At 69.2% G+C, this 22,047-nt stretch carries 21 protein-coding genes; 14 read left to right on the top strand and 7 right to left on the bottom strand.

Annotation, left to right across the window (positions count from 1 at the left end; translation table 11 throughout):
- Positions 1-626 precede the first annotated feature (626 nt).
- The 4 genes from ACIRQP_RS19890 to ACIRQP_RS19875 all read left to right on the top strand — a co-directional run bounded on the left by ACIRQP_RS19890 (position 627) and on the right by ACIRQP_RS19875 (position 4,099).
- The gene (locus ACIRQP_RS19890; RefSeq protein WP_403891557.1) at positions 627-1,619 is read left to right on the top strand and encodes a glycosyltransferase family 2 protein; all 993 of its coding nucleotides are present in this window, start codon (positions 627-629) and stop codon (positions 1,617-1,619) included.
- 303 nt (positions 1,620-1,922) lie between these two features.
- The gene (locus tag ACIRQP_RS19885; protein WP_403891554.1) at positions 1,923-3,221 is read left to right on the top strand and encodes a DUF6056 family protein; all 1,299 of its coding nucleotides are present in this window, start codon (positions 1,923-1,925) and stop codon (positions 3,219-3,221) included.
- Positions 3,222-3,337: 116 nt separating this feature from the next.
- Positions 3,338-3,646: an SCO5918 family protein gene (locus tag ACIRQP_RS19880; protein ID WP_403891552.1), complete on the top strand. Its 309-nt coding sequence runs from the start codon at positions 3,338-3,340 to the stop codon at positions 3,644-3,646.
- Between the two features lie 75 nt (positions 3,647-3,721).
- Positions 3,722-4,099, top strand: coding sequence for a hypothetical protein (locus tag ACIRQP_RS19875; RefSeq protein ID WP_403891550.1), 378 nt, complete (start codon positions 3,722-3,724; stop codon positions 4,097-4,099).
- A gap of 99 nt (positions 4,100-4,198) precedes the next feature.
- Here the strand turns inward: ACIRQP_RS19875 and ACIRQP_RS19870 are convergent, their stop codons facing one another.
- Both ACIRQP_RS19870 and ACIRQP_RS19865 read right to left on the bottom strand, forming a co-directional pair.
- Positions 4,199-5,761 (bottom strand): DEAD/DEAH box helicase, encoded by a 1,563-nt coding sequence (locus ACIRQP_RS19870; RefSeq protein WP_403891547.1) that lies wholly within the window; start codon positions 5,759-5,761, stop codon positions 4,199-4,201.
- 274 nt (positions 5,762-6,035) lie between these two features.
- Complete coding sequence (locus tag ACIRQP_RS19865; protein WP_014061102.1) at positions 6,036-6,239, bottom strand: cold-shock protein; 204 nt, start codon at positions 6,237-6,239, stop codon at positions 6,036-6,038.
- A 393-nt stretch (positions 6,240-6,632) separates the two neighbouring features.
- On the opposite strand from ACIRQP_RS19865, the gene ACIRQP_RS19860 reads away from it, so the two are divergent.
- From ACIRQP_RS19860 to ACIRQP_RS19845, 4 genes are all read left to right on the top strand, one after another.
- Positions 6,633-7,265, top strand: coding sequence for a DUF6629 family protein (locus ACIRQP_RS19860; protein ID WP_403891621.1), 633 nt, complete (start codon positions 6,633-6,635; stop codon positions 7,263-7,265).
- Between the two features lie 127 nt (positions 7,266-7,392).
- A complete protein-coding gene (locus tag ACIRQP_RS19855) occupies positions 7,393-8,082 on the top strand; it encodes a beta-glucanase (RefSeq protein ID WP_403891544.1) in 690 nt (229 codons plus the stop codon).
- Between the two features lie 45 nt (positions 8,083-8,127).
- Positions 8,128-10,041 carry a glycoside hydrolase family 15 protein gene (locus ACIRQP_RS19850; RefSeq protein ID WP_403891541.1) on the top strand — a complete coding sequence of 638 codons (1,914 nt, stop codon included), beginning with the start codon at positions 8,128-8,130 and terminating at the stop codon, positions 10,039-10,041.
- 77 nt (positions 10,042-10,118) lie between these two features.
- Positions 10,119-10,841, top strand: a complete 723-nt coding sequence (locus tag ACIRQP_RS19845) for a VOC family protein (protein ID WP_403891539.1) — start codon at positions 10,119-10,121, stop codon at positions 10,839-10,841.
- An 18-nt stretch (positions 10,842-10,859) separates the two neighbouring features.
- Here ACIRQP_RS19845 and ACIRQP_RS19840 read toward each other — a convergent pair whose 3' ends face one another.
- Positions 10,860-11,942, bottom strand: a complete 1,083-nt coding sequence (locus ACIRQP_RS19840) for a DUF475 domain-containing protein (protein WP_403891535.1) — start codon at positions 11,940-11,942, stop codon at positions 10,860-10,862.
- 113 nt (positions 11,943-12,055) lie between these two features.
- On the opposite strand from ACIRQP_RS19840, the gene sthA reads away from it, so the two are divergent.
- From sthA to ACIRQP_RS19810, 6 genes are all read left to right on the top strand, one after another.
- Entirely contained in the window at positions 12,056-13,459 is a 1,404-nt protein-coding gene (gene sthA / locus ACIRQP_RS19835; protein WP_403891532.1) for a Si-specific NAD(P)(+) transhydrogenase, read from the top strand.
- A gap of 669 nt (positions 13,460-14,128) precedes the next feature.
- On the top strand, positions 14,129-15,859 hold the full coding sequence (locus tag ACIRQP_RS19830) for an ATP-binding protein (RefSeq protein WP_403891529.1): 1,731 nt from the start codon (positions 14,129-14,131) through the stop codon (positions 15,857-15,859).
- A 2-nt stretch (positions 15,860-15,861) separates the two neighbouring features.
- Entirely contained in the window at positions 15,862-16,272 is a 411-nt protein-coding gene (locus ACIRQP_RS19825) for a roadblock/LC7 domain-containing protein (RefSeq protein WP_030353840.1), read from the top strand.
- A complete protein-coding gene (locus ACIRQP_RS19820; RefSeq protein ID WP_030353841.1) occupies positions 16,269-16,634 on the top strand; it encodes a DUF742 domain-containing protein in 366 nt (121 codons plus the stop codon). Before ACIRQP_RS19825 ends, ACIRQP_RS19820 begins: the two co-directional genes overlap by 4 nt.
- On the top strand, positions 16,612-17,220 hold the full coding sequence (locus ACIRQP_RS19815) for a GTP-binding protein (protein WP_403891525.1): 609 nt from the start codon (positions 16,612-16,614) through the stop codon (positions 17,218-17,220). Before ACIRQP_RS19820 ends, ACIRQP_RS19815 begins: the two co-directional genes overlap by 23 nt.
- Before the next feature lie 203 nt (positions 17,221-17,423).
- Positions 17,424-17,585 (top strand): hypothetical protein, encoded by a 162-nt coding sequence (locus ACIRQP_RS19810; protein ID WP_403891522.1) that lies wholly within the window; start codon positions 17,424-17,426, stop codon positions 17,583-17,585.
- A gap of 38 nt (positions 17,586-17,623) precedes the next feature.
- Here ACIRQP_RS19810 and ACIRQP_RS19805 read toward each other — a convergent pair whose 3' ends face one another.
- The 4 genes from ACIRQP_RS19805 to ACIRQP_RS19790 form a co-directional block, all read right to left on the bottom strand.
- Positions 17,624-19,039, bottom strand: coding sequence for a S41 family peptidase (locus ACIRQP_RS19805; protein ID WP_403891519.1), 1,416 nt, complete (start codon positions 19,037-19,039; stop codon positions 17,624-17,626).
- A 182-nt stretch (positions 19,040-19,221) separates the two neighbouring features.
- Positions 19,222-20,028, bottom strand: a complete 807-nt coding sequence (locus ACIRQP_RS19800; RefSeq protein WP_403891517.1) for an amino acid ABC transporter ATP-binding protein — start codon at positions 20,026-20,028, stop codon at positions 19,222-19,224.
- Positions 20,025-20,930 (bottom strand): amino acid ABC transporter permease, encoded by a 906-nt coding sequence (locus tag ACIRQP_RS19795; RefSeq protein ID WP_403891618.1) that lies wholly within the window; start codon positions 20,928-20,930, stop codon positions 20,025-20,027. Before ACIRQP_RS19795 ends, ACIRQP_RS19800 begins: the two co-directional genes overlap by 4 nt.
- Positions 20,931-20,950: 20 nt before the next feature.
- Positions 20,951-21,823, bottom strand: coding sequence for an ABC transporter substrate-binding protein (locus ACIRQP_RS19790; protein WP_403891514.1), 873 nt, complete (start codon positions 21,821-21,823; stop codon positions 20,951-20,953).
- Positions 21,824-22,047 lie beyond the last annotated feature (224 nt).

The following is a 22,047-nucleotide window of genomic DNA, read 5'->3' as shown; positions in this document are numbered from 1 at the left end:
CTGCCTCCCAGGGGTCAAATGGTCACGCTGCGCGACGAGTTACACGTAGCCGTCGCTCCACACACTCCGTAATCGAAGAACCCTCGCGAGGGGGCAGTAATCGGGCGCCTTACCGGGACCGCAATCCGCGGATCATGTGCCTGATATCGACCTGTCATGCCCATGAAATGCAGGATCTGTCTCCGGACCATCGGCTGTGCCGCAGATCACAGTACCGGGGTCTCGCATTCCGTCGCCCAAGGGGCATCCCTACGCGGCGTGACGGTGCTGCAGAAACGCTTCAGCTGCCTCGGCGCCATGCCGTGGTGACGCTTGAGCAGGAGATAGATAAATCTTATAGTTGTCACGGCATCAGTGAACGCGGCATGAACCGGAGGAAGAAGAGTGAGGAACGTTCCACCACAGCTCTTCCTGCCCATATGCCCGCCCGCCGCCACCCGCTGACGTAGACGTCTCCACGCGCGCGTCCCCCTCTTTCCGTGACAGCTCCGGAAATCAGTACGGGCCGGACCGGCTGACGCTCCCTCAACACCCCGGACAGCACCGTAATCCAACGGTTTCCCCTCGCGACCCGTTCCCTTGCGGTGACCATTCCTTCCCGCCCCACCACGGGTATGTGGAGTGAGATGACAACCCCTCAGATTTCCATTGTCGTACCGTGTTTCAACGAGAGCGAGGTTCTCGGGACCTTTCACACCACTCTGCTCGCCGCCCTCGAACCGACCCGGCAGATTTTTGAGATCTGCTATGTGGACGACGGCAGCGTGGACGGCACCAGAAGACATCTCAGCGAACTGGCGGCAACGGACCCGCGCGTGCGCTACACCTCCTTCAGCCGCAACTTCGGCAAGGAGGCCGCCATGCTCGCGGGACTGCGCATGTCCCGGGGCGACGCGGTCGTGCTCATGGACGCGGATCTCCAGCACCCCCCGGAGCTGGTGCCCCGCATGCTGGAGCTCCACCGCCACGGCTACGACCAGGTCGTGGCGCAGCGCGACCGCACGGGCGAGAGCGCCCTGCGCACCGCGCTCAGCAGGGTCTACTACCGGCTGGTGCGGCGCTGTATGGATGTCCATGTCGTGGACGGGGCGGGTGATTTCAGACTGCTCTCGCGCCATGCCGTGAACAGTGTGCTGGCCCTGCCGGAGAGCAACAGATTCTCCAAGGGGATCTTCTCCTGGATCGGCTTCGACACGGCGAGCTTCACCTACCGGAATGTCCAGCGCGCGGCCGGCACCTCCAAGTGGGGCGGCCGGAATCTGCTCAACTACGGCATCGACGGACTGCTCTCCTTCAACAGCCGCCCCTTGCGTCTCGCCATCCATACCGGTCTCTGGCTCTTTCTCTCCGCGCTCGTATACGCGCTGTGGATCATCGCGAATGTCGCCCTGAATGGTGTCGACGCGCCGGGCTATACGACGCTCATGACCGCCATCGTGGCGCTCAGCGGAATCCAGCTCGCCACGCTCGGCGTCATCGGTGAATACGTCGGGCGGATTTACCACGAGGCGAAGCGCCGTCCGCACTATGTGGTCCGGGAAACGGACGCGACGCGTTCGCCCTTTCCGTCCGGTGCGCCGTCGGCGGCTTCCGTCGGACAAGCCCGTTCGGAGCGATAGGGAACCGACGGCCGGACGCGGTCCCGCCGGACGCGGTCCCGGCAAAGACGGAACAACCCCTCTCGAAAGGCAGTGGTGTACATGGCCGCGGGCGCGTCGAGCGTCATCATCCCGGAACAGCCGGGTGGAAGACCCCGGCGGAAGCGGGAGAACGGCCGCGTGCCATCTGTACCACCCGTAGGTTCGTGGAAGAGATACGCGGTATTTGGCCTGCTGTCACTGCCTCTGGGCCTTCTCGGGTCGGCGTTCTGGCTCGGCCGCCATGTCCGTCCCAGCGCGGACGAGTGGTGTTTCCTGCCCAGTGTGCGCGATCACGGCATCACGGGGCTGGTCGGGAAGTTCTACCTGGCGGACAACGGACGGCTCGGGAACGGCCTGCTGGTCGGGGTGTACGCGAAGTTCGGGGTCGCGGGCCACCAGTGGTTCGGCCTGGTCAGTGGTGTGGTGATGCTGGGGCTGCTGTGGGCCGTGACCGTACTGCTGCTGCGCCTGGCGGGCCGCACTGCGCCGCGCGGCGTACCGCTGTTCGTGGCGTCGATGGTGACGGTGGTGTTCCTGTTCGCGACCCTCAACACGTACAAGACGTTCTACTGGCCCGCCTCCTCCGTCTCGCACACCACCGCACCGGTACTGGCGTGCGCCGCGGCCGTCCCCCTGCTCCGGGCCGGGTCGCGCCGGGGACGCGTCGTGGCGGCGGCCTCCGCGTTCGTCGTGGGCGCCTTCCTCGGCACCCTCTCGGAGGAGACGTCGGTCGTCGCGCTGGTCGTGCTCACGGCCCTGTTGCTGCTCAACCGCCGGATCCTCGTCCCCCGCGTACGGGCCCACGCGCGCGCCTGGTGTCTGGCCGGTGCGGCCGGGATCGGGATCGGAACGCTGCTGCTGCTCACCTCCCCCGGATCACACAACCGCCGTGAGCGGTACGACGCGGGCACCGCCTCGATGTTCGCGCCCGAATCGCTGGCGGGCTCGCTGGACGGGTTCCTGGACATCCTCGGGACCCTGCTCACCACCTGGCTGTATCTGGGCGCCCTCGCGGCCGGTGTGCTGCTGGCGCTGCTGCCCGGGATCCGGGAAGGGCGCGCGCCGGTGCTGCTGCCGTGCCGCCCGCTCTTCCTGCTGTGCGCGGGCACCGTCACGTTCCTGGTCGCCGGATACCTCTGCACGGTCATCACGTACCCGCTCTTCGGACCACATGTGGTGTACGCGTACCGGACCTGGAACGACTACCTCCTGCTGTATGTCGTGCTTCTGGTGGGTGCCGGAGCGCTCCTGGGGCGGGCGTGGCGGGGGCGCGCGACGCCTACGCGCGCCGTCGCGACGGCCGCCGGGGCGGCGATGTGCGTCGCGGTGTGCGTCGGACTGGCCCTTCCGCTCGGCGAGTTGGGCGAGAACATGCGCGTACGGGCCGGGAAGTGGGACCACCAGGACCACTGGCTGCGGGAGCAGGCGGCGCGGGGCGCGTGGGTCCTCCCGTACAAGCCGCTGTCCGTCAGCGGGATGGGTGAGCCGTTCGGGGGCAAGGGACGCAGGATCTGGCCGGCCCGGTGTGTCGCCGACTACTACCACCTCAAGCGGATCACCTACACGGAGAAACTTCCCTGATCCCACCACCGCCGATCCCCGGCACCTTCGGTCCCACCGCCGTCACCGGCGCCTCCACGCCGGTTCTTGTGGGATGCTGACGTATCCGCACGTCCCCTTCTTCCCCCCGAGGCACTATGCGCTGCGTCATCGCCCGCTTCCCCTTCGAGTTGGTCAAGAGCGAGGTGCAGCAGGCGATGAAGGGCATCAAGCCCGAACCCATCACCGGTGAATCCGTGGTCATCGGCCGCCGTGCCTACCCCGTCAAGCAGGTGGGGGAAGTCATCACACGGCAGGACCGCCGCGACTTCACCTCCTTCGAGGTGACAAGGGCGCTGACCCGGCTCGGCTTCACCTGCCACGCCGTCCCGGCTCCCGTCGAGCCGGAGCCGCTCACCCCGCTCGAAACCGCGTCGGCGCTGCTCGGCCCCGGCGCGCGGGACTGATACACGCCGGACGGGCCAGGGGCGGCGTTCCGTACGCTCACTCAGGGCGGCGCCCGCGTAGTAGAGTCGGCGCCCATGTCGAAGCCTGATCATCTGCTTGTTGACATCGCCACCACCGTGGAGTCCGAGCAAAGCAATCAGATGTCCCTCACCGTGGTCGTCCAGGGCGCCGTCATCACAGGACGGCTGGCGCCGGAAGTTGTGTGGAGGGAGAGGGTCGCCGAGGTCCTGGAGGACTCCGAGCGGCTGGGTCCGTTCTCCGCCGTCTTCGGTCCGGCCGACGCGGATGCCCGCTCGTCGCGGCGGGTCGAGCCGCCCACCCATTTGCATTTCCATGTCGCCCGGATCCTCCAGGGAAGTCTCGGGATCCCGGAAACCGGTGGCATGTACCGCATCGCCATCGGGGACGTGAACGCCTGGACGGTGGGAGACCTCAGCTACTCCGACGGCTGAGACCGTCCGCTCCCCCTCCGAACGCCCTCACACACCTCGGCGGAAGAGCCCCGGTACCAGCTTGGTACCGGGGCTCTTCCGCTGGATTCGGCCGGTGGCTCAGCCGGTGCTGTTACGGGGCGACTGGCGCTGTGCGCCGCCGGTGCGCGCCTTGGACGCGGAGCCGACGGAGGACGAGCGGCGGCCCTGACCCGCGCGACCGCGGCCGCGGCCCTGGGAGGGGCCGCGCTTGGCCCGCTCGGTGACCGGCGCGGTGATGGTGACCGGCACCCCCGAGGGCGCCTGGGCGCCCGTGATGCGGCTCAGCTCGGCCTCTCCCGAGCGGACCTGCGCGGTCTGCGGAGTGATACCCGCGTCGGCCATCAGACGGCTCATCTCGCGCCGCTGGTTCGGCAGGACGAGCGTGACGACACTGCCGGACTCGCCGGCCCGTGCGGTGCGTCCGCCGCGGTGCAGATAGTCCTTGTGGTCGCTGGGCGGGTCGACGTTGACGACGAGGTCGAGATTGTCGATGTGAATGCCGCGGGCCGCCACATTGGTGGCCACCAGCACCGTGACATGGCCGGTCTTGAACTGCGCGAGGGTGCGGGTGCGCTGGGGCTGGGACTTGCCGCCGTGCAGCGCGGCGGCCCGTACGCCGCTGTTCAGCAGATGCTCGGTGAGCCGGTCGACGGCGTGCTTGGTGTCCAGGAACATCAGCACCCGGCCGTCGCGCGCCGCGATCTCGGTGGTGGTGGCGTACTTGTCGGCGCCGTGTACGTGGAGTACGTGGTGCTCCATCGTGGTGACCGCGCCCGCGGACGGGTCGACGGAATGGACCACCGGGTCGTGGAGGTAGCGGCGGACCAGGAGGTCGACATTGCGGTCGAGGGTGGCGGAGAACAGCATCCGCTGGCCCTCGGTGCGTACCTGGTCGAGCAGCGCGGTGACCTGCGGCATGAATCCCATGTCGGCCATCTGGTCGGCCTCGTCGAGCACCGTGACGGCGACCCGGTCCAGGCGGCAGTCGCCGCGGTCGATGAGGTCCTTGAGCCGTCCCGGGGTGGCGACGACGATCTCCGTGCCGCCGCGCAGCGCGCTGGACTGCCGACCGATCGACATGCCGCCGACGACCGTGGCCAGCCGCAGCTTCAGCGACCGGGCGTACGGGGTGAGCGCGTCGGTGACCTGCTGGGCCAGCTCCCGGGTCGGAACGAGGATCAGGGCGAGCGGCTGCTTGGGCTGGGCGCGCTGTCCGGCGGTACGGGCCAGCAACGCCAGGCCGAAGGCGAGGGTCTTGCCGGAGCCGGTACGTCCCCGGCCGAGAACGTCCCGGCCGGCCAGCGAATTGGGCAGGGTGGCCGCCTGGATCGGGAACGGCTCGGTGACCCCCTGGCCGGTGAGCGTCTTGAGCAGCTCGGACGGCATGTCCAGGTCGGCGAAGGACGTGACCGCGGGCAGGGCCGGGGTGAGGGTGACGGGGAGGGCGAACTCGCCCTTCAGGGCGGCGGGCCGCCGCCCGTAGCCGCCACCGGAACGGCTCGGAGCGCCGGAACGCCCCTGGGATCCCGAGCCCGAGCGGCCGGGGGTACCCGAGCCGAACCGGCCGCCCCGGCCGGAGCCGCCGGAGCCGCCCGTGCGGGTTCGCGAGTAACGGTCGTTCGTACGTGCTGCGCGGTTCATTCAGAACCTTTCTCGATGGGCACGTATCGAGAATTCTCGGCAGGAACACCGCACGAAGAATCGCAAGAACGAGCCGATTACATACAGAGACCAGAGCCGCGCCGGGGCGGAGAACAGCCGGAACCGTGCGCCGCGTTCCGCACATCGCGCCGGCGCGCGGAACGGGCTCTGTGAAAGCGTAGGAAATTACGGGAAATCTGTGGAAAAGTAGAAAAACAACGAGCTGGGGCCCGCATTTATAGGTGCGGACCCCAGCTAGGTCATGAATTCAGCGTCAGGCGGGAACGATGTTCTCCGCCTGCGGGCCCTTCTGGCCCTGCGTGACGTCGAAGTTCACCTTCTGACCCTCCTGCAGCTCGCGGAAGCCCTGGGCGGCGATGTTCGAGTAGTGGGCGAAGACGTCGGCGCCGCCGCCGTCCTGCTCGATGAAGCCGAAACCCTTTTCCGCGTTGAACCACTTGACGGTGCCACTGGCCATGTTGATCTCCTTCGGGGCATTTAGCCCGGAGGTCCGCACTATGCCGACCCCACGTCGCCGCGATGATTACCCCGTCCGGATAAAGCCCGGAAATACAAAAGCGCACCCACCGGCACATAAAGCCGGTAAGAGCACTTGAAGTCTTTGGGAACCACAACTGCAACTGAGATCAACAGTAGCACGGCGCGAGCGGCCGGGTACGGCAGGCATTATCACTCCGTCCGCCATGCCACAAACTTCATCACGCATCAAGCCAATTTCTGCATCAGCGACCACAGATATTCAGGCGTCGTGGGCTCCACCCCGGTCGGCCGGGGGCACCGCACCTCGCCCTCCGGGCCGGGGACGCCCGTACGCCTGGCGGGAACTCCGGCGACGCGTACCGTGGGACGGGTGTGCTGGAGTGCGACAGCCGATCTTGTGGTGGGCGCCGGTATCACCGTTGTCGGCGTGACCTGTGTGGCGCGCGTGCGCGCGGTCCGTAATCTGCCGCTCGCCGCGCTGCCGCTGCTCCTGGGCGCGCACCAGATCATCGAATCGGTCGTGTGGCGCTCCGGCGGCGGCGCGGGCCCGGCCACCCTCGCCTGGGCCGTGATCGCACTGCCCGTGCTGGCGGTGTGGGTGCCGTTCGCCGTCCTGCTCGCCGCGCCGCCCCGGGCGCGGCGCCGGCTGGTGGTTCCGGCCGCGATCGGGCTCGGCACCGCCGCGGCGCTCTCGTACTTCCTCGTCCGTCGGACGGTGACGGCCGAGATCCGCGGCAACACCATCGGGTACGTGCTCGGTCTCCCGCACACCCCGCTGTTTGTGATGGCCTACCTCCTGGCCACCGTCGGCGCCCTGCTCATCGGCGGCGATCCGATGGTGCGGGTGCTCGGCATGGTCGTCGCGTACGGAGCGGTGCTGTGCGCGGCGTTCTGGCGGCTGGAGTTCCTCTCCACCTGGTGCGCCCTCGCGGCGCTGGCGTCCGTCCTGGTCCTGGTGTGGACCCGGCGCCTCGCGGCGGACCCCCGGGCACGGACCGGGTGACGTACGAACAAACGGCCGCCCTCGGTCGCGCGGTACGCCGCCCCCATCACCCGGCCGTCGATCCCTAACCTGAAATCGAACGGCTCCGGCGGCCGCCGCGTGGCCAAGGTCTCGGGAGGGGTACGTCATGAGCAGCGCTGCGCCCGGCCCGTCCCGGACGTCTCGTACGCCACGCTTCACCGCCGACTTCTCCTCCCCGGAACAGTGGGTCGCGGGGCGCTCGTGGGCGTATCCCGGCGGCGGACCGACCAATCCGGGGGACAACAAGCTCGATCATCTCGTGCCCGACCCGGAGTACGGCCGCGGTGGCACCTTCCGGGCGACGCTCCGTTCCGACGGCCGCTGGAACGTGGGGCTGCTAACCACGGAGGGCAGCCCCGAGGAGTTCGCCGTCCGCACCGGAGACGTACTGGAGACGCGCGTACAGCTGCCCGCCGAGAGCGGCGCGTGGCCCGCGATCTGGACCTGGCTGGACGGCGGGAACGAGATCGACATCTTCGAGTACCACCCCGACAACCCCCATCTGCTGGAGCTGTCGAACCGTGTGCGGGGCTGCGAGCGCTACTACACGGACGAAGCGATCGGACCAGGCGCCTGGGTGGAGCTGGCGGTGGAGTTCCGGCCCAGGACCGTCATCTGGTGGGTCAACGGCCGGCGCGTCTTCGCCGACGGAAGGGGCGTGGGCCGCGACTGGCAGGCTTTTCTCATCGTCAATCTCTCCGTCTGCGCCGGTCGGTACCATCCCGCCCCGGATCCGGGCGTGACCGCCATGTCGTACCGGGTCGACTACCTCCGGGTGTACGGCGCCCGCCACTGAGCCGACATGCGGGCCGGGGGCCGGTGCGCGAGACTCGACAGCACGATGAACGAGGACGCTCAGGAGACGGACACCCCTGCCGAGGAGCAGCGGTACGAGGAGTATCTGCCGATCGCCGAGCACGGTCTGATCGGGGATCTGCGGACCGCGGCGCTGGTGGGCACCGACGGCCGGATCGACTGGTTCTGCGCCCCCCGCTTCGACGCCCCCAGCGTCTTCGGGTCGCTGCTGGACGCGGAGCGCGGCGGCTGCTGGGACATCCGGCCGGTGTGCCAGGTCTCCACCCACAACCAGTTCTACTTCCCCGACACGAACATCCTCATCACCCGGATGCTCACGGCCGACGGCATCGTGGAGGTCCAGGACTTCATGCCGATCGTGCGGGAGCAGGACCCGAACCACCGGCAGCGGCTGGTGCGGCGGGTGGTCAACGTACGTGGCCGGATGCGGCTGGGGGTGCGGATCGCGCCGCGGCTGAACTACGGCCGGGACCGGCACCGGCTGGAGCGGATGCCCGACGGCGTACGGTTCATCGGCGAGGTCCTCACGCTGTCGCTGCGGTCCTCCGTCGCGCTGGAACTCGACGACACCGACGCCTACGCGACGTTCGACCTCGACGAGGGCGAAACGGCCCTGTTCGACCTCGAAACGGACTACGCCTGCGCGTCCGCCGCCATGGACCCGGGGATCGGCTCCGACATCGGGCCGGTTTCGTGCGCGGTGGACGCGGCGACCGCGCAGGCGCTCTTCGAGGGCACCGTGGACTTCTGGCGCCGCTGGCTGCGGCAGTCCACGTACACCGGCCGCTGGCGGGAGATGGTCCACCGCTCGGCGCTGACCCTCAAGCTGCTGACCCATGAACCGACGGGTGCCATCGTCGCTGCGCCGACGCTCGGGCTTCCCGAACAGCTCGGCGGCGCGCGTAACTGGGACTACCGGTACGTATGGATCAGGGACGCCGCGTTCTCCCTGTACGCGCTGTTGCGGATGGGCTTCTCCCAGGAGGCCCAGGGGTTCATCGGCTGGCTGGCCGCGCGGCTGCGGAACGCGTCGGACGGCAAGGTGGGCCCGCTGCGCGTCATGTACTCGATCGACGGTGACCACCATCTCCCCGAGGAGGTGCTCGGGCATCTGGAGGGTTACCGGGGCTCGCATCCCGTGCGTACCGGCAACGACGCCAGCGACCAGCGCCAGCTGGACATCTACGGCGAACTGATCGACTCGATCTATCTGTTCAACAAGTACGGCGCGGGTATCTCGCACGACAGCTGGACCGATCTGTGCGAGATCCTGGAGTGGCTGCTGACGCACTGGGACTGCGCCGACGAGTCCATCTGGGAGACCAGGGCGGGCCAGCAGCACCACACGTACTCACGGCTGATGTGCTGGGTCGCCGTCGAGCGGATGATCAGGATGGCGCGCCAGCGCGGACTGCCCGGCAATCTGGTCCGCTGGACGGCCGCCCGGGACGAGATCTACCACCAGATCATGGAGCGGGGCTGGGATCCGCGGACCCATACCTTCGTCCAGCGGCTCTCCGTCGAGCCCGGCCGGCCTCCCGAGAGCATCCTGGACGCCTCGCTGCTGCTGATGCCCATGGTCAAGTTCCTCTCGCCGGTGGATCCGCGGTTCCTGTCCACCGTCGAGGCGATCGCCGACCGGCTCGTGATGGACAACCTGGTGTTCCGGTACGACCCGGAGCAGGCCCCGGACGGGCTCGACGGCTCCGAGGGCACGTTCTCGATCTGCTCGTTCTGGTGGGTGGAGGCGCTCGCCCGCACCGGCGAGGTGGAGCAGGCGCGGCTGGCGCTGGAGAAGATGTTCACGTACGCCAACCATGTGGGCCTGTACGCCGAGCAGATCGGGCTGACCGGTGAGCATCTGGGCAACTTCCCGCAGGCGTTCACCCACCTCGCCCTGATCAGCTCGGCGATCAACCTCGACCGGGCGATGGGCTGAGAGCGGGAAGGAAGCGGACAGGAACCATGCCGGCGTCACCTCACCCCGTATCCGGGGCCCCCTGCTGGGTGAGTCTGATGGCCCGCGACCTGGAGGCCGCCCAAGCCTTCTACGGAGCGGTCCTCGGCTGGACATTCCGGTCCACGGCCCTGGGCGACGAGTTCGGCCTCGCGCTCGACAAGGGCGCGGCGGTGGCCGGGATCGGGGCGCTGGCTCCGAGCCTCCAGGCCGCGGTCGCCTGGACCCCGTACTTCGCCGTGGACGACGCCGACCTGGTCTCGGCCCGTATCCGCGAGCGTGGCGCGACCGTGGCGGTGGGGCCGCTCCCCATGCACACGGGCCGTGCCACCCTCGCCGCCGATCCGGACGGCGCCGTGTTCGGCTTCTGGGAGGGCAGGACCGTCGCCGGCTGGTCCGTGGGGCGGGGCAGCGCGCCGGCGCGGCTGGAGCTGCGGACCCGGGACGCGTTCGCCGCCGCCATCTTCTACGGGCAGGTCCTCGGCTGGGGTTCGGACGAGAAGGAGAGCTGCGAGGTCCACTACGAGGACGATCAGGTGCTGGTGCGCGACGGGACGCACACGGTCGCGGCGCTGCGCGGCGGAGCGGTCGAGAGCGCCCCGAACCCGCAGATCAGACCGCGCTGGCATGTGTACTTCCGGGTGCCCGACGTGAGCGCCGCCGCGCGGGCAGCCGCCGCGGCCGACGGGACCGTCGTCACTCCACCGGTCCTCACCCCGGAGGGCGAGGAGGCCACCCTCCGTGATCCCGACGGCGGCCTCTTCACCGTCACCTCGGCGTGAGAGGGCCACGCTCAGGGGTCACGCGGACAGGCGCGCGTTACGACGGACCGAGGACCAGAAGGACCAGCCGATCAGGACGACGCCGACGAGTCCGGTGATGAGTTCGCTGATCTGGTACTGGATGGTGATGAGCAGGATCAGCGCGAGCGCCCCGATGGCGTAGTGCGCGCCGTGCTCCAAATAGACGAAGTCGTCGAGTGTCCCCTGACGGACCAGATAGACCGTGAGCGACCTGACGTACATCGCGCCGATGCCGAGGCCGAGGGCCATCAGCACGATGTCGTTGGTGATGGCGAAGGCGCCGATGACCCCGTCGAACGAGAACGAGGCGTCGATCACCTCCAGATACAGGAACATGAAGAACGCGGCCTTGCCGGTGAGCGCGACCGCCGTGCCGGGTCCGCGCTTCTTCGCGGCTTCCTCGACCCGTTCCTCCTCGTCCTCGATGCGGTTCTCGAAGAAGCGGGAGAGTCCGCCGACGATCAGATACGTGATGAGCCCCGCGACCCCGGCCGTCAGCACCGTCTGGGCCTTGTCAGCGTGGGCGCCGCCGTGCTGGTGGGCATGGGTGGCGACCGTCATGGACGCGACGAGCAGCACGACCAGCGCGATACAGACCGCGAGCGAGTCGATCCTGCCGAGCTTCGCCAGCGGCCGCTCCAGCCAGGCCAGCCACTTGATCTCCCGGTCCTCGAAGATGAAGTTGAGGAAGATCATCAGCAGGAAGATTCCGCCGAAGGCGGCGATCGACGGATGGGCGTCCGTCACCAGCTGCTGGTACCGGTCCTTGTCGTTGATGGCCAGCTCCACCGCCTTGACCGGGCCGATCTTGGCGGTGAGGGAGACGATCAGGACGGGAAAGACGAGCCGCATGCCGAAGACGGCGATCAGTACCCCGACGGTGAGGAAGATCGTCTGCCAGAAGGCGCTCATCTTCTTCAGGATCCCGGCGTTGATCACCGCGTTGTCGAAGGAGAGCGAGATCTCCAGGACCGCGAGGATGGCGACGATCCACAGTGCGGCCCAACCGCCGTACAGCGCCCCGACGGCGAGACCCGCCGCGGTGACGACGAACGCCCATCTGAACGTTTTCAGAACCACTGGTTATCCATTTCCCCTCGATGAGGCCCGGTTTTCCCTCGGCGAGGCCCGGTCGGCGTCCCACCGTGAAGCCCGCTCTTCCGGGAAACACACACGGCTGGCAGACTCCTCCCGTGCCCGACTTCGACATGCTTGTCATTGGATCAGGACCGGGCGGCCAGAAGGCCGCCATCGCGGCGGCCAAGCTCGGTCGCCGGGTCGCCGTGATCGACCGCCCCGACATGGTCGGTGGTGTCTCCATTCATACCGGAACCGTCCCTTCCAAGACCTTGCGCGAGGCAGTGCTCTATCTCACCGGGCTGGCTCAGCGGGATCTGTACGGCCAGAGCTACCGGCTCAAGGAAGAGATCACCATCGCCGATCTGACGGCCCGGACGCGGCATGTCGTCGGCCTGGAGGTCGATGTCGTACGCAGTCAGCTGGCCAGGAACCAGATCACGCTGCTCGCGGGCACCGGCCGGTTCATCGACGACCACACGGTCGCCGTACGGGACGCCTCCGGCCAGGATCGGCTGCTGACCGCGGATCACATCGTGATCGCCACCGGCACCCGGCCGGCCCGCCCGGCGAGCGTCGAGTTCGACGACCGTACGGTCATGGACTCGGACAGTGTGCTCAGCATGGAGAAGGTGCCCCGGTCCATGGTGATCGTGGGCGCCGGCGTCATCGGCATGGAGTACGCGTCGCTGTTCGCCGCCCTCGGCAGCAAGATCACTGTGGTCGAACAGCGCGCCGGGATGCTGGACTTCTGTGATGTCGAGGTGGTCGAGGCCCTCAAGTACCGGCTGCGGGATCTGGCAGTAACGTTCCGCTTCGGCGAGACGGTGGCGGCGGTCGAACGGCACGAGCAGGGCACACTCACCGTCCTGGAGAGCGGCAAGAAGATCGCCGCCGACGCCGTGATGTACTCCGCCGGGCGCCAGGGACTGACCGAGGAACTCGACCTCGGCAAGGCGGGTCTCTCCGCCGACGCGCGCGGACGGATCACGGTCGACGAGCACTACCGCACCGAGGTTCCGCATATCTACGCCGTCGGCGACGTCATAGGCTTCCCCGCCCTTGCCGCGACCTCGATGGAGCAGGGCCGGGCCGCCGCTTACCACGCGTGTGACGAGCCGGTCAATCCGATGCACCACCTCCAGCCGATCGGCATCTACACCATCCCGGAGATCAGCTTCGTCGGCCGGACCGAGGACCGGCTGACGAAGGAGCGGGTGCCGTTCGAGGTCGGGATCTCCCGCTATCGCGAACTGGCCAGGGGCCAGATCGTCGGGGACGCGCACGGTGTGCTGAAGCTGCTGGTGTCCCCGGAGGACCGGCGGCTGCTCGGAGTGCACTGTTTCGGTTCGGGGGCGACGGAGCTGATACATATCGGCCAGGCCGTGATGGGGTGCGGCGGTACGGTCGACTACTTGGTGGACGCGGTGTTCAACTATCCGACGCTGGCCGAGTCGTACAAGGTCGCCGCCCTCGACGTGACCAACAAGATCCGCGAGATCGAACGTATGAAGCGCTGAGCCGCGCGTGAAGCGCTGAGCCCGGCGCGACTTTCACCGACGCGGCTTTCACCGGCGCGTCGAAGACCGGTGGATCGGGCCGCTTCAGGGCTCCCCGCAAGGAGTCGGCCCCCCTCTCTCCCGCGAATCTCCCGCGAATCCTTTCCGCGAAGCGCCGGGCGTCGTGACGGCGCGCCGTGTCCGCATGACACCGGATCCGCCGACCTTTGCCCTTTCTTTGCTTTCCCGCCGACTGTCGTCCAAGGAACCCCGAAGGGGATACACGAGGCGCCCGGAGCCCTTTCCCGCGCCCCCGGAGCGAGGGGACCCGAGAGGAAAACCGCCCCGCCAGACGGGCCGCGAGGGCCCCGGGCCCGTCGACTTCGCCGCGACGATCATGCACATAACAACACCGGCGTGCGCCCACCTCGTAGCACACGCTCCCCACCACCAGTGGACGGGATTTGCCTTCAGGGAAGGCCGGGCGGATATACGATCCCCCAACAACGTCTGGTGAAGAGGTAGTTCAACCCATGATCAAGTCGCATGGCCGCGGTGGGACTGAGATACCCCGCTGACGGACACCCTCGCACCTGGCGGTCGTACCGGCTCCGTGCCTCCCCACTCCCCGTGACCACTGCCGGGTGAATGCTCCGCACCACACTTTCTCAGCCGATTCGAAGGTTCTCCATGGCACGTTCCCCCGCGCCCTCTGCCCGATCCCGCAGGTCGCCGTGGCTTTGGCCGACAACCCTGGTGGCCGCCCTCGCCGCATTCGCTGTCGCGATCGTGCCGATAGCGCGCCTCGGCAGCGGCGCGGCCGTGGCCTACGGCGTGATCGCGCTGCTGGTCCTCGTCTCTCTGTCCGTGCTGCGCGCGCAGCACCGGCGCGCCGAGTCCGATGTGGTCCGCCACGGCGACGAGACACGGGAGCGAGAGGCGGAAACGGCCCGTCGCGACACCCGCTGGCGCTCCCATGTCCAGCACCAGGCCGAGCTGGTACGGGAGGAGGTCGAGCATCTCGTCAAGGAGAGGCTGCCCGCCGCGCTCGCCAATACGGAGATCCCCGGACCGCTGCACAGCCCCGAACGGCTGGGCGAAGGGGTCACCGACTGGTTCGGCAGGCTGCTGGCCGAGGTCGCCGAGGCGGTGGACCACCGCGAGGAGTCGCAGCGGCTCGCGCTGGTCGAGCTGGCCAGCCGGGTGCAGACCTCCGCGCACCGGATCCAGGCCGCGGTGACGGGGCTGGCGGACCGCTATCCCGGTGACGCCGATCTGCTGGAGACCACCATGCAGGTGGATCACGCGGCGACCCAGCAGGCCCGGCACGCGCAGAGCCTCAAGGTGCTCTGCGGCGAGTGGCCGGGACAGCAGTGGCAGAAGCCGCTGGCGATGGTGGACGTGGTCCGGGCGGCCTCCGGACGGATCGTGGCGTACAAGCGTGTCGAGGTCACCGGCGACCCTGACGTCGGGGTCACACCGTCGGTGGTCGAACCGCTGATCCATCTGCTGGCCGAACTGCTCGCCAACGCCACCGAGTACTCACCGCCGCGGACGGGGGTGCCCGTGACCGTGCGTACGGTGCAGCGCGGCGCGGTCATCGAGGTGGACGACGGCGGTCTCGGCATGGACGAGTACCGGCTGGCCGAGGCGCGCGAGATCGTCTCCGGCTGCCGGCTGCTCGGGGTCGGCGAGGTCGGCGAGATCCCGCAGACCGGCTTCGCGGTCGTGGGCCGGTTCGCCGACCGGCACGGCTTCCAGGTCGACCTGGGCCCTTCGCCGTACGGCGGTGTCCGCGCCGTGGTCCTGGTGCCCACGGGGGTACTGGAGACCCTCGCCCCCGCCGGTACCACGACGCCCGTCCCTCCCGTACCCCAGGTACCCCACGTGCCCCAGCCCACCTCATCGCCCGACGCGACCGGCACCCCGCCGGAGCGGCACGCCAGCGGAGAAGGCCCCGCCGCCGGCCAGCCGCCCGCCGCTCAGCCGGCCGCTGATCAGCCCGCCGTCCCCGACACCGCCGTCCCCGGCACCGCCGCTCCCGAAGCCGGGACCCAGTCGGTCGTTCCGCGGCCCGCCGTCCCTGAAACCGCCGCATCGGCACCGTCGCCCGCGCGGGACGTGTCGGTGCCCGCCGCGCGCAACGCGGCGGTCCAGAACACCCCGGTGTCCGGCTCGCCGGCCCTCCCGTCACGGAACGGCCGTCGGCTCCCCCAGCGCCGTTCGCGGCGTGACGAATACGCGCCCGCGGTCGAGGCGGCCCCCACCGCCCTCACCCCGCCGGGTACACCGGAACAGGCCGGTGACTGGATGGAGCAGTTCTTCGAGGGCGGCCGGTCCATCCCGGCGTCCGGCTCCGTCCCGTACGAGGGCCAGGACGGCTCCTCCCCCACCCCCGATTCACCGGAAGGACTGACGTGAGCATGAGTTACGTGGAGAACCCGGAGCAGCGAGGCTGGATGATCGCCGAGGTCGCCGCTGTCCCCGGGGTGCGCGAGGTGATCGTCTTCAGCGCCGACGGACTGCTGCTCGCCAGCTCCGAGGGGATGAACCGGGACTCCGCCGACCGGCTGTCGGCGAACTGCTCGGGTCTCCAGTCCCTGGCCCGCAGCCTCGGCAGGGAGTTCGGCGAGGACGGTGGGGCCGTCCATCAGCAGATGGTGGAGTTCAACGGCGGGTTCCTGTTCATGCGCAGCGCCAACGGGGCCCATCTCGCGGTGGTGACGGGCCCTGTGGTGGACCCGAAGCTGGTCGCCCGTCAGATGCAGGCGCAGGTCATGAAGATCGGCGCCGGCAATCTGAGCAGCCCGCCGCGACAGGAGTCCGCGCGGTGAGTGAACCGGACGGTGAGTACGCGGCCAGTGCGTTACGTCCCTACGTGATCACCAAGGGACGCTCCAGGCCCTCCCGTAACACCATAGGAGTCGAGACCCTCCTCATCGCCGTCGATCCCCCGCGCGACGTTCCGGTCTCCGCGACGCGGGAGGAGCGCGCGCTGGTGCGGATGTGCGAGCGCCTGCTGTCGCTGGTGGAGGCCGCCGCCCATCTCGAACTGCCGGTGAGTCTGGTGAAGGTGCTGGCATCCGATCTCGTCGACAGTGGCCATCTGTCCGCGCGCTCCGGCGTTCCGCAGGCCGTTCTGCCCGACTCGCAACTGCTTCAGGAGGTACTGGATGGTCTCCGTCGGCTCCGCTGACCGCTACTTGCCCGACACGGTCCAGCAGGCCGTCAAGATTCTGGTGGTGGGCGCCTTCGGCGTCGGGAAGACCACCCTGGTCGGCTCGGTCAGCGAGATCGCACCGCTGCGCACGGAGGAGGTGATGACCGAGGCGAGTGTCGGCGTGGACGATCTGGCGGGCATGAGCACCAAGACCACCACGACGGTCGCCATGGACTTCGGCCGGATCACCCTCAACTCCTGGCTGGTCCTCTATCTGTTCGGCACCCCCGGACAACGTCGGTTCTGGGATCTGTGGGACGGCCTCGCCGAGGGCGCCCTCGGTGTGCTCGTCATCGTCGACACCAGGCGGCTGGAGGACAGCTTCGACGTTCTGGAGCAACTGGAACTCCGGGGACTGCCGTTCGCGGTGGCGGTCAATCAGTTCCCGGACAGCGAGGAGTACGGGGTGGAGGAACTGCGCGCCGCGCTCGACCTGTTGCCGGAGACACCTGTGGTGATGTGCGACGCGCGGGAGCGTGCCGCGTCGGTGGACGCGCTGATCAGCCTGGTCGAATTTGTGTCGAGCGTCGGTACGGTACGTACCAAGGAGACCGCTTCATGAGCCCCTCCTCGCCGCCCGCCCCGCCCCCGGCACTCTCCCCGCCGCCCGGGTGCCCGGCGCACTCCTCCCCCGCCCCTTCCCCCTGGCGCCCCTCGCCCTGGACGCGTATCCCGATCTCCCTCCCCGTGGAATTCTCCGCGTCCGAGGCCCCCGGCCCCGGCCCCCGATAGAACCGTCACGTCGGACCCGCCCTCTGGAGAAACATGACCTCGCAACCGGCTCCCTCCGAGAAGCGGATACCCGTCGTCGCACTCGATCCGTACGGCACCGGCACCGGCCACCGCGGCGAGGCGGCCGGGCTCCGCGGGCTGGGCCCCGTGTCGATCCGCTGCCGCACTTCACGCACCCCGCGCCCCTGCGAGTGATCGTGAACTGTCCGGTATGCCAGGAGGGGAAGCGGCGATCAGGACCGGGCCGGCAGCACCTCGGTCGCCCGGTCGAACGCCGAGTCCCGCCGCTGGTCGAACTCCTCCTCGGTGAAGACCTGTTCGGGTATGTGCGCGGGGATACCCCGACCGTCGAAGGTCTCGCCCGAGCGGGTCAGGAACTCCTCGTTCGGTAGCAGGACCGACCATCCGTTGGGCAGCCCGCGCTCCATGACGTCCGAGAAGACGCCTTGTGTCGATTCCCCGATCCGGACGGTCCTGCCGGGACGGTCGATGAGGGCCTGGGTGAAGGTCTCCCCGGCGCTGTAGGTGGTGCCCGCCGTCAGCACAGCGACGGGTCCGGTGAACCGGGGCGTCCGCGCCGGCTGTATGTACAGCGGCTGCGGCCGGGTGAAGTGGGTCGGATCGGCCGGGTCGTTGCGGGCCCGCTTGGCATAGGCGAAGTAGGGCCGGTCGGTGAGACGGGCGGCGATCCGCTGTCCGAGGATGTCGGACCCACCACCGTTCACCCGAAGGTCGATGATCAGCCCGCTCAGTCCGGCCGTGCGCTCGCGGGTGAGGATCTCGTCCAGGGCACGGTCCAGTTCGGCGCTGTCGGCTGCGTAGGTGTCCTCCTCCGTATAGCCGCTGAAGCCCGAGACGCGCAGATAGCCCTGTCCGCCGGGCAGATCCGCGTAGCCGATCCGGCCCCGCGCGAACTCCTGGAGCTGACGACCGCCCAGATCGCGCCGCTCGACATACTCCCTGGTGCGGTTGTCCAGCTCCGGGCCCGGTACGGCGGTGCCCGGCCTGCTCTGCGCGAAGACGCCGGCGGAACCGCCGAGGACGGCGACATGGGCGTCGTACAGCGGCCGCACCATCTCGCGGAAAACGGCGAACAGTTCGGCCTCGGTCGTGTCCTCGTGGACCGTGGGGCGGTACCGCTCCCGGACCGCGGACCACTCGATCCCCTTGGCCGCGAAAAACGGATAGTTCTCCTCGAAGGTCTGCCAGAAGACGTCGAACGTCGCCACCGGGTCGCCTGCCTGCTCCTGGGCGCAGGAATCCGGCAGCGCCGCGATACGGAGCAGGGTCCTGTCCCCGGCCGACCCGTCCACACGCATCGACGCCCGGTCCCGGCTGTCCGTCGCGCGCAGGGTGAAGACATCACCGCCATCGTTGGTGTACCGGGCCGATCCGGTGTCCCCGCCCGTGCGGCGCGCCGGGACGCCCTCCAGACAGCCGACGGCGGTGGTCTGGTACTCCCGCAGAACGCCGTCGTCCGCCGCGAGCACCGTCCCGTACCCGTCCATCCGCCAGATACCGGTCGGCGGCAGCGGCCGGGACGTGGCATCCGCCGGGGCCGTGGGCAGCGCCACGCCGCCCACCACCGACAGCAGCGCGACCGCCGTCACGGCACCGGCCGGCCGGCCCGAGTGACGCTTCCATCGCATGGTCATGTCTTCCCCCGTCGATCGTTCAGGTACGACTCCCATGATCGGATCGACGGTGGTCGCGGACCATCCTGCTGGCCACACAATGGGGCTGAGGAAAACCCCAGTTCGCCGTCAGCGCCTGTCACAGCCGACCCGCCTCGTCGCGGTCAGCCCGCCTCGTCACAGCCGGCCTCACCTCGTCACAGCCGGCCCGCCTCGACAATCCGCCGGAGGAAGCGCCTCGTACGCTCCTGCCTCGGATCCCCGAACACCCGCTCGGGCGTACCGCGCTCCAGCACCACCCCGTTGTCCAGGAAGCACACCTGGTCGGCCACCTCACGGGCGAAGCCCATCTCATGAGTGGCCAGCACCATCGTCATCCCGTCGCCCTTCAGATCGCGTACGACCGAGAGCACCTCACCGACGAGTTCGGGGTCGAGCGCCGCCGTGATCTCGTCAAGGAGCAGCAGCCGCGGCCGTACCGCGAGCGCGCGTACGATCGCCGCGCGCTGCTGCTGACCACCGCTGAGCCGGTCCGGGTACTCTCCCGCCTTGTCCCCGAGGCCGAGCCGTACCAGCAGCTCGCGCGCCCGCGCCTCCGCCTCCTCGCGGGAGACGCCGAGGACCCTGCGCGGGGCCAGCGTGATGTTCTGAAGGGCCGTCATATGCGGGAAGAGGTTGTACGACTGGAACACCACCCCGATGCGGCGGCGCACCGCGTCCGGATCGGTCCGCGGATCGGTGATCTCCTCGCCGTCGAGGAAGATCGCGCCGTCGTCGATCTCCTCCAGCAGATTGGCGCACCGCAGCAGGGTCGACTTGCCGGATCCTGAGGCGCCGATCAGCGCGGTGACGGTGTGCGGGGCCACGTCGAGAGTGACATCGCGCAGGACGACCCGGTCCCGCCCGAAGGTCTTGCGTACGGACTCCAGGCGCAGCACCGGGGCGTCGCCCTCGCCTGCCGCGCGAGTGCCGTCGGCCCACGTACGGGTCTCGTCGGCCGTCATACGGTTCCTCCCTGGGCGCGTCGGCGGTCCATCCGGGCCGTGACCCAGTCCGTGAAGCGGGTCATCGGGATCGTCAGCGCGACGAAGACCAGGCCCGCGACCACATACGGCGTGTAGTTGAAGTACTTTCCGGCGATGATCTGCGCCGCGTACACGGCGTCCACGGCACCGGCGATCGACACGAGACCGGTGTCCTTCTGCAGCGACACCAGGTCGTTGAGCAGCGGCGGCACGACGCGCCGTACGGCCTGCGGAAGCACGACGTACCGCAGCGTCTTGGCGCTTGACAGCCCCAGCGAACGGGCCGCCGCCCGCTGGGACGGGTGTACGGACTCGATGCCCGCCCGGAAGACCTCGGCGACATACGCGGAGTACGTCAGCACCAGCGCCGTCCCGCCCAGCAGTACGGGGTCCGTGGTGACGCCCTGCAGCCGCAGCGCCGGGACTCCGAAGACGACCATCAGCAGGCAGATGATCAGTGGCAGCCCGCGGAAGAAGTCGGTGTACGCGGTGGCCAGGGCGCGCACCGGGAAGAAGACCGGGCCGCGCAGGGTACGGGCGACGGCCAGCAGCAGCCCGAGCAGCAGGACGCACACCCCGCAGATCGCCAGGAGCCGCAGATTCAGCAGCAGTCCGTCCAGGACCTTGGGCAGGGCCATACGCGCGTACTCGGCGCTGAAGAAGGTCTCGCGGGTGCGCTGCCAGCCGGGCGAGCCCGTGATGACGAGGAACAGGACCACGCCCGTCACCAGCGTGGAGAGCGCGGCGACGGCGGTGGCCCGGCGGGCGCGGGCGCGCTTGTACCGCTCGCGCGCGATCCGCCGCGCCGAGGGCGTGTACGTGTCCTCGGCGCCGGGCCGGGCCTCGCTTCCTCCTTCGCCCTCGCCTTCGTCCTTCGTCAGCCGGACGGTGTTCGAGGAGGTCACTTGAGCACCGGGGCGTCCACGGCGTCGGAGAGCCACTGCTTCTCCAGCGCGGCGAGCGTGCCGTCCGCCCGCAGTCCGTCGACGGCCCGAGTGACGCAGGACGTGAGCGCGCTGCCCTTGTCGAGGACGAGTCCGAACCGCTCCGCGACGCCTGCCGAGTCCGCGAACTGGCCGACCACCTTCGCGTCCGGCACTTCCGCCGAGGTGATGTAGAAGGCCGTGGGCAGATCGACGACGATCGCGTCGACCTGGCCGTTGCGCAGCGCCGACTTGGCGAAGTCGTTCTTCTGGAAGACGGCGGGCTGCCGCGTCGGCTTGATGACCTGGTTGATCGTGTCGAGGCTCGTGGTGCCGACCTGCGCGCCGAGCTTGGCGCCCTTGAGGTCGGAGGCGGTCGTCGCCTTGGCGTACGGGGAGTCCTTCAGGGCGATGACGGCCTGCCGTACGTCGTAGTAGCCCGAGGAGAAGTCGACGGCCTTCTTGCGCTCGTCACTCATGGAGATCTGGTTGATGTCGAAGTCGAAGTTCTTCTCGCCGGGTGCGAACGAGTTGTTGAACGGCACGGTCTGCCAGACGACTTGGTTCTTCTCGTACCCGAGGGCCTTGGCCACGGCGTAGGTCACCGCCGACTCGAAGCCCTTGCCGCTCGCCGGATCGTCGTCCTGGAACCAGGGCGCGTAGGCCGGCTTGTCCGTGCCCACCGTCAGCTTCCCCTTCGCCCGCGTGGCCAGTGCGCCCGGGGCGCAGGCGGACGCGGAGGACGACGCGTCGGCTTCGGTCGAGGTGTCCTGCGGGGCGCAGGCCGTGGCGGCGGCGATGACGAGGAGGGCGGGAAGCGCGGGGAGAAGGCTTCGGGCGGTGAGGTGCATGGCGGGAGAGTGGCACCGCGCGGGGGGATCTGTCGAGATCACGGCGTTGCGATCGCATGAATTCCGCCGGTGAGCGGGGCCGCGTGGCCGGGATCGGCCTGGGGCGCCCCCGGCACCCCGGCCGACGCGTGCCGCCCACCCCGCACGGCCCACACAGCCCCGCAGCCCGTGCGGCACCCGCCGTCCGGCGGGCGATCTCCGCCGTTTGGCACTCCCGACGGGCT

The organism is Streptomyces sp. NPDC102274 (assembly GCF_044766385.1).
Classification (GTDB): Bacteria; Actinomycetota; Actinomycetes; order Streptomycetales; family Streptomycetaceae; genus Streptomyces.
This window is presented reverse-complemented; position numbering and strand designations above follow the sequence as displayed.

Excerpts from the sequence above, each read along its gene's own strand:
- ACIRQP_RS19865 (WP_014061102.1), bottom strand. The coding sequence starts at position 6,239 with ATGGCCAGTGGCACCGTCAAGTGGTTCAACGCGGAAAAGGGTTTCGGC.
- ACIRQP_RS19845 (WP_403891539.1), top strand. The coding sequence starts at position 10,119 with ATGGCCCGCGACCTGGAGGCCGCCCAAGCCTTCTACGGAGCGGTCCTC.
- ACIRQP_RS19790 (WP_403891514.1), bottom strand. The coding sequence starts at position 21,823 with ATGCACCTCACCGCCCGAAGCCTTCTCCCCGCGCTTCCCGCCCTCCTC.
- ACIRQP_RS19890 (WP_403891557.1), top strand. The coding sequence starts at position 627 with ATGACAACCCCTCAGATTTCCATTGTCGTACCGTGTTTCAACGAGAGC.
- ACIRQP_RS19855 (WP_403891544.1), top strand. The coding sequence starts at position 7,393 with ATGAGCAGCGCTGCGCCCGGCCCGTCCCGGACGTCTCGTACGCCACGC.
- ACIRQP_RS19810 (WP_403891522.1), top strand. The coding sequence starts at position 17,424 with ATGACCTCGCAACCGGCTCCCTCCGAGAAGCGGATACCCGTCGTCGCA.
- ACIRQP_RS19875 (WP_403891550.1), top strand. The coding sequence starts at position 3,722 with ATGTCGAAGCCTGATCATCTGCTTGTTGACATCGCCACCACCGTGGAG.
- ACIRQP_RS19815 (WP_403891525.1), top strand. The coding sequence starts at position 16,612 with ATGGTCTCCGTCGGCTCCGCTGACCGCTACTTGCCCGACACGGTCCAG.
- ACIRQP_RS19870 (WP_403891547.1), bottom strand. The coding sequence starts at position 5,761 with ATGAACCGCGCAGCACGTACGAACGACCGTTACTCGCGAACCCGCACG.
- ACIRQP_RS19800 (WP_403891517.1), bottom strand. The coding sequence starts at position 20,028 with ATGACGGCCGACGAGACCCGTACGTGGGCCGACGGCACTCGCGCGGCA.
- ACIRQP_RS19805 (WP_403891519.1), bottom strand. The coding sequence starts at position 19,039 with ATGCGATGGAAGCGTCACTCGGGCCGGCCGGCCGGTGCCGTGACGGCG.
- ACIRQP_RS19850 (WP_403891541.1), top strand. The coding sequence starts at position 8,128 with ATGAACGAGGACGCTCAGGAGACGGACACCCCTGCCGAGGAGCAGCGG.
- ACIRQP_RS19825 (WP_030353840.1), top strand. The coding sequence starts at position 15,862 with ATGAGTTACGTGGAGAACCCGGAGCAGCGAGGCTGGATGATCGCCGAG.
- ACIRQP_RS19880 (WP_403891552.1), top strand. The coding sequence starts at position 3,338 with ATGCGCTGCGTCATCGCCCGCTTCCCCTTCGAGTTGGTCAAGAGCGAG.
- ACIRQP_RS19830 (WP_403891529.1), top strand. The coding sequence starts at position 14,129 with ATGGCACGTTCCCCCGCGCCCTCTGCCCGATCCCGCAGGTCGCCGTGG.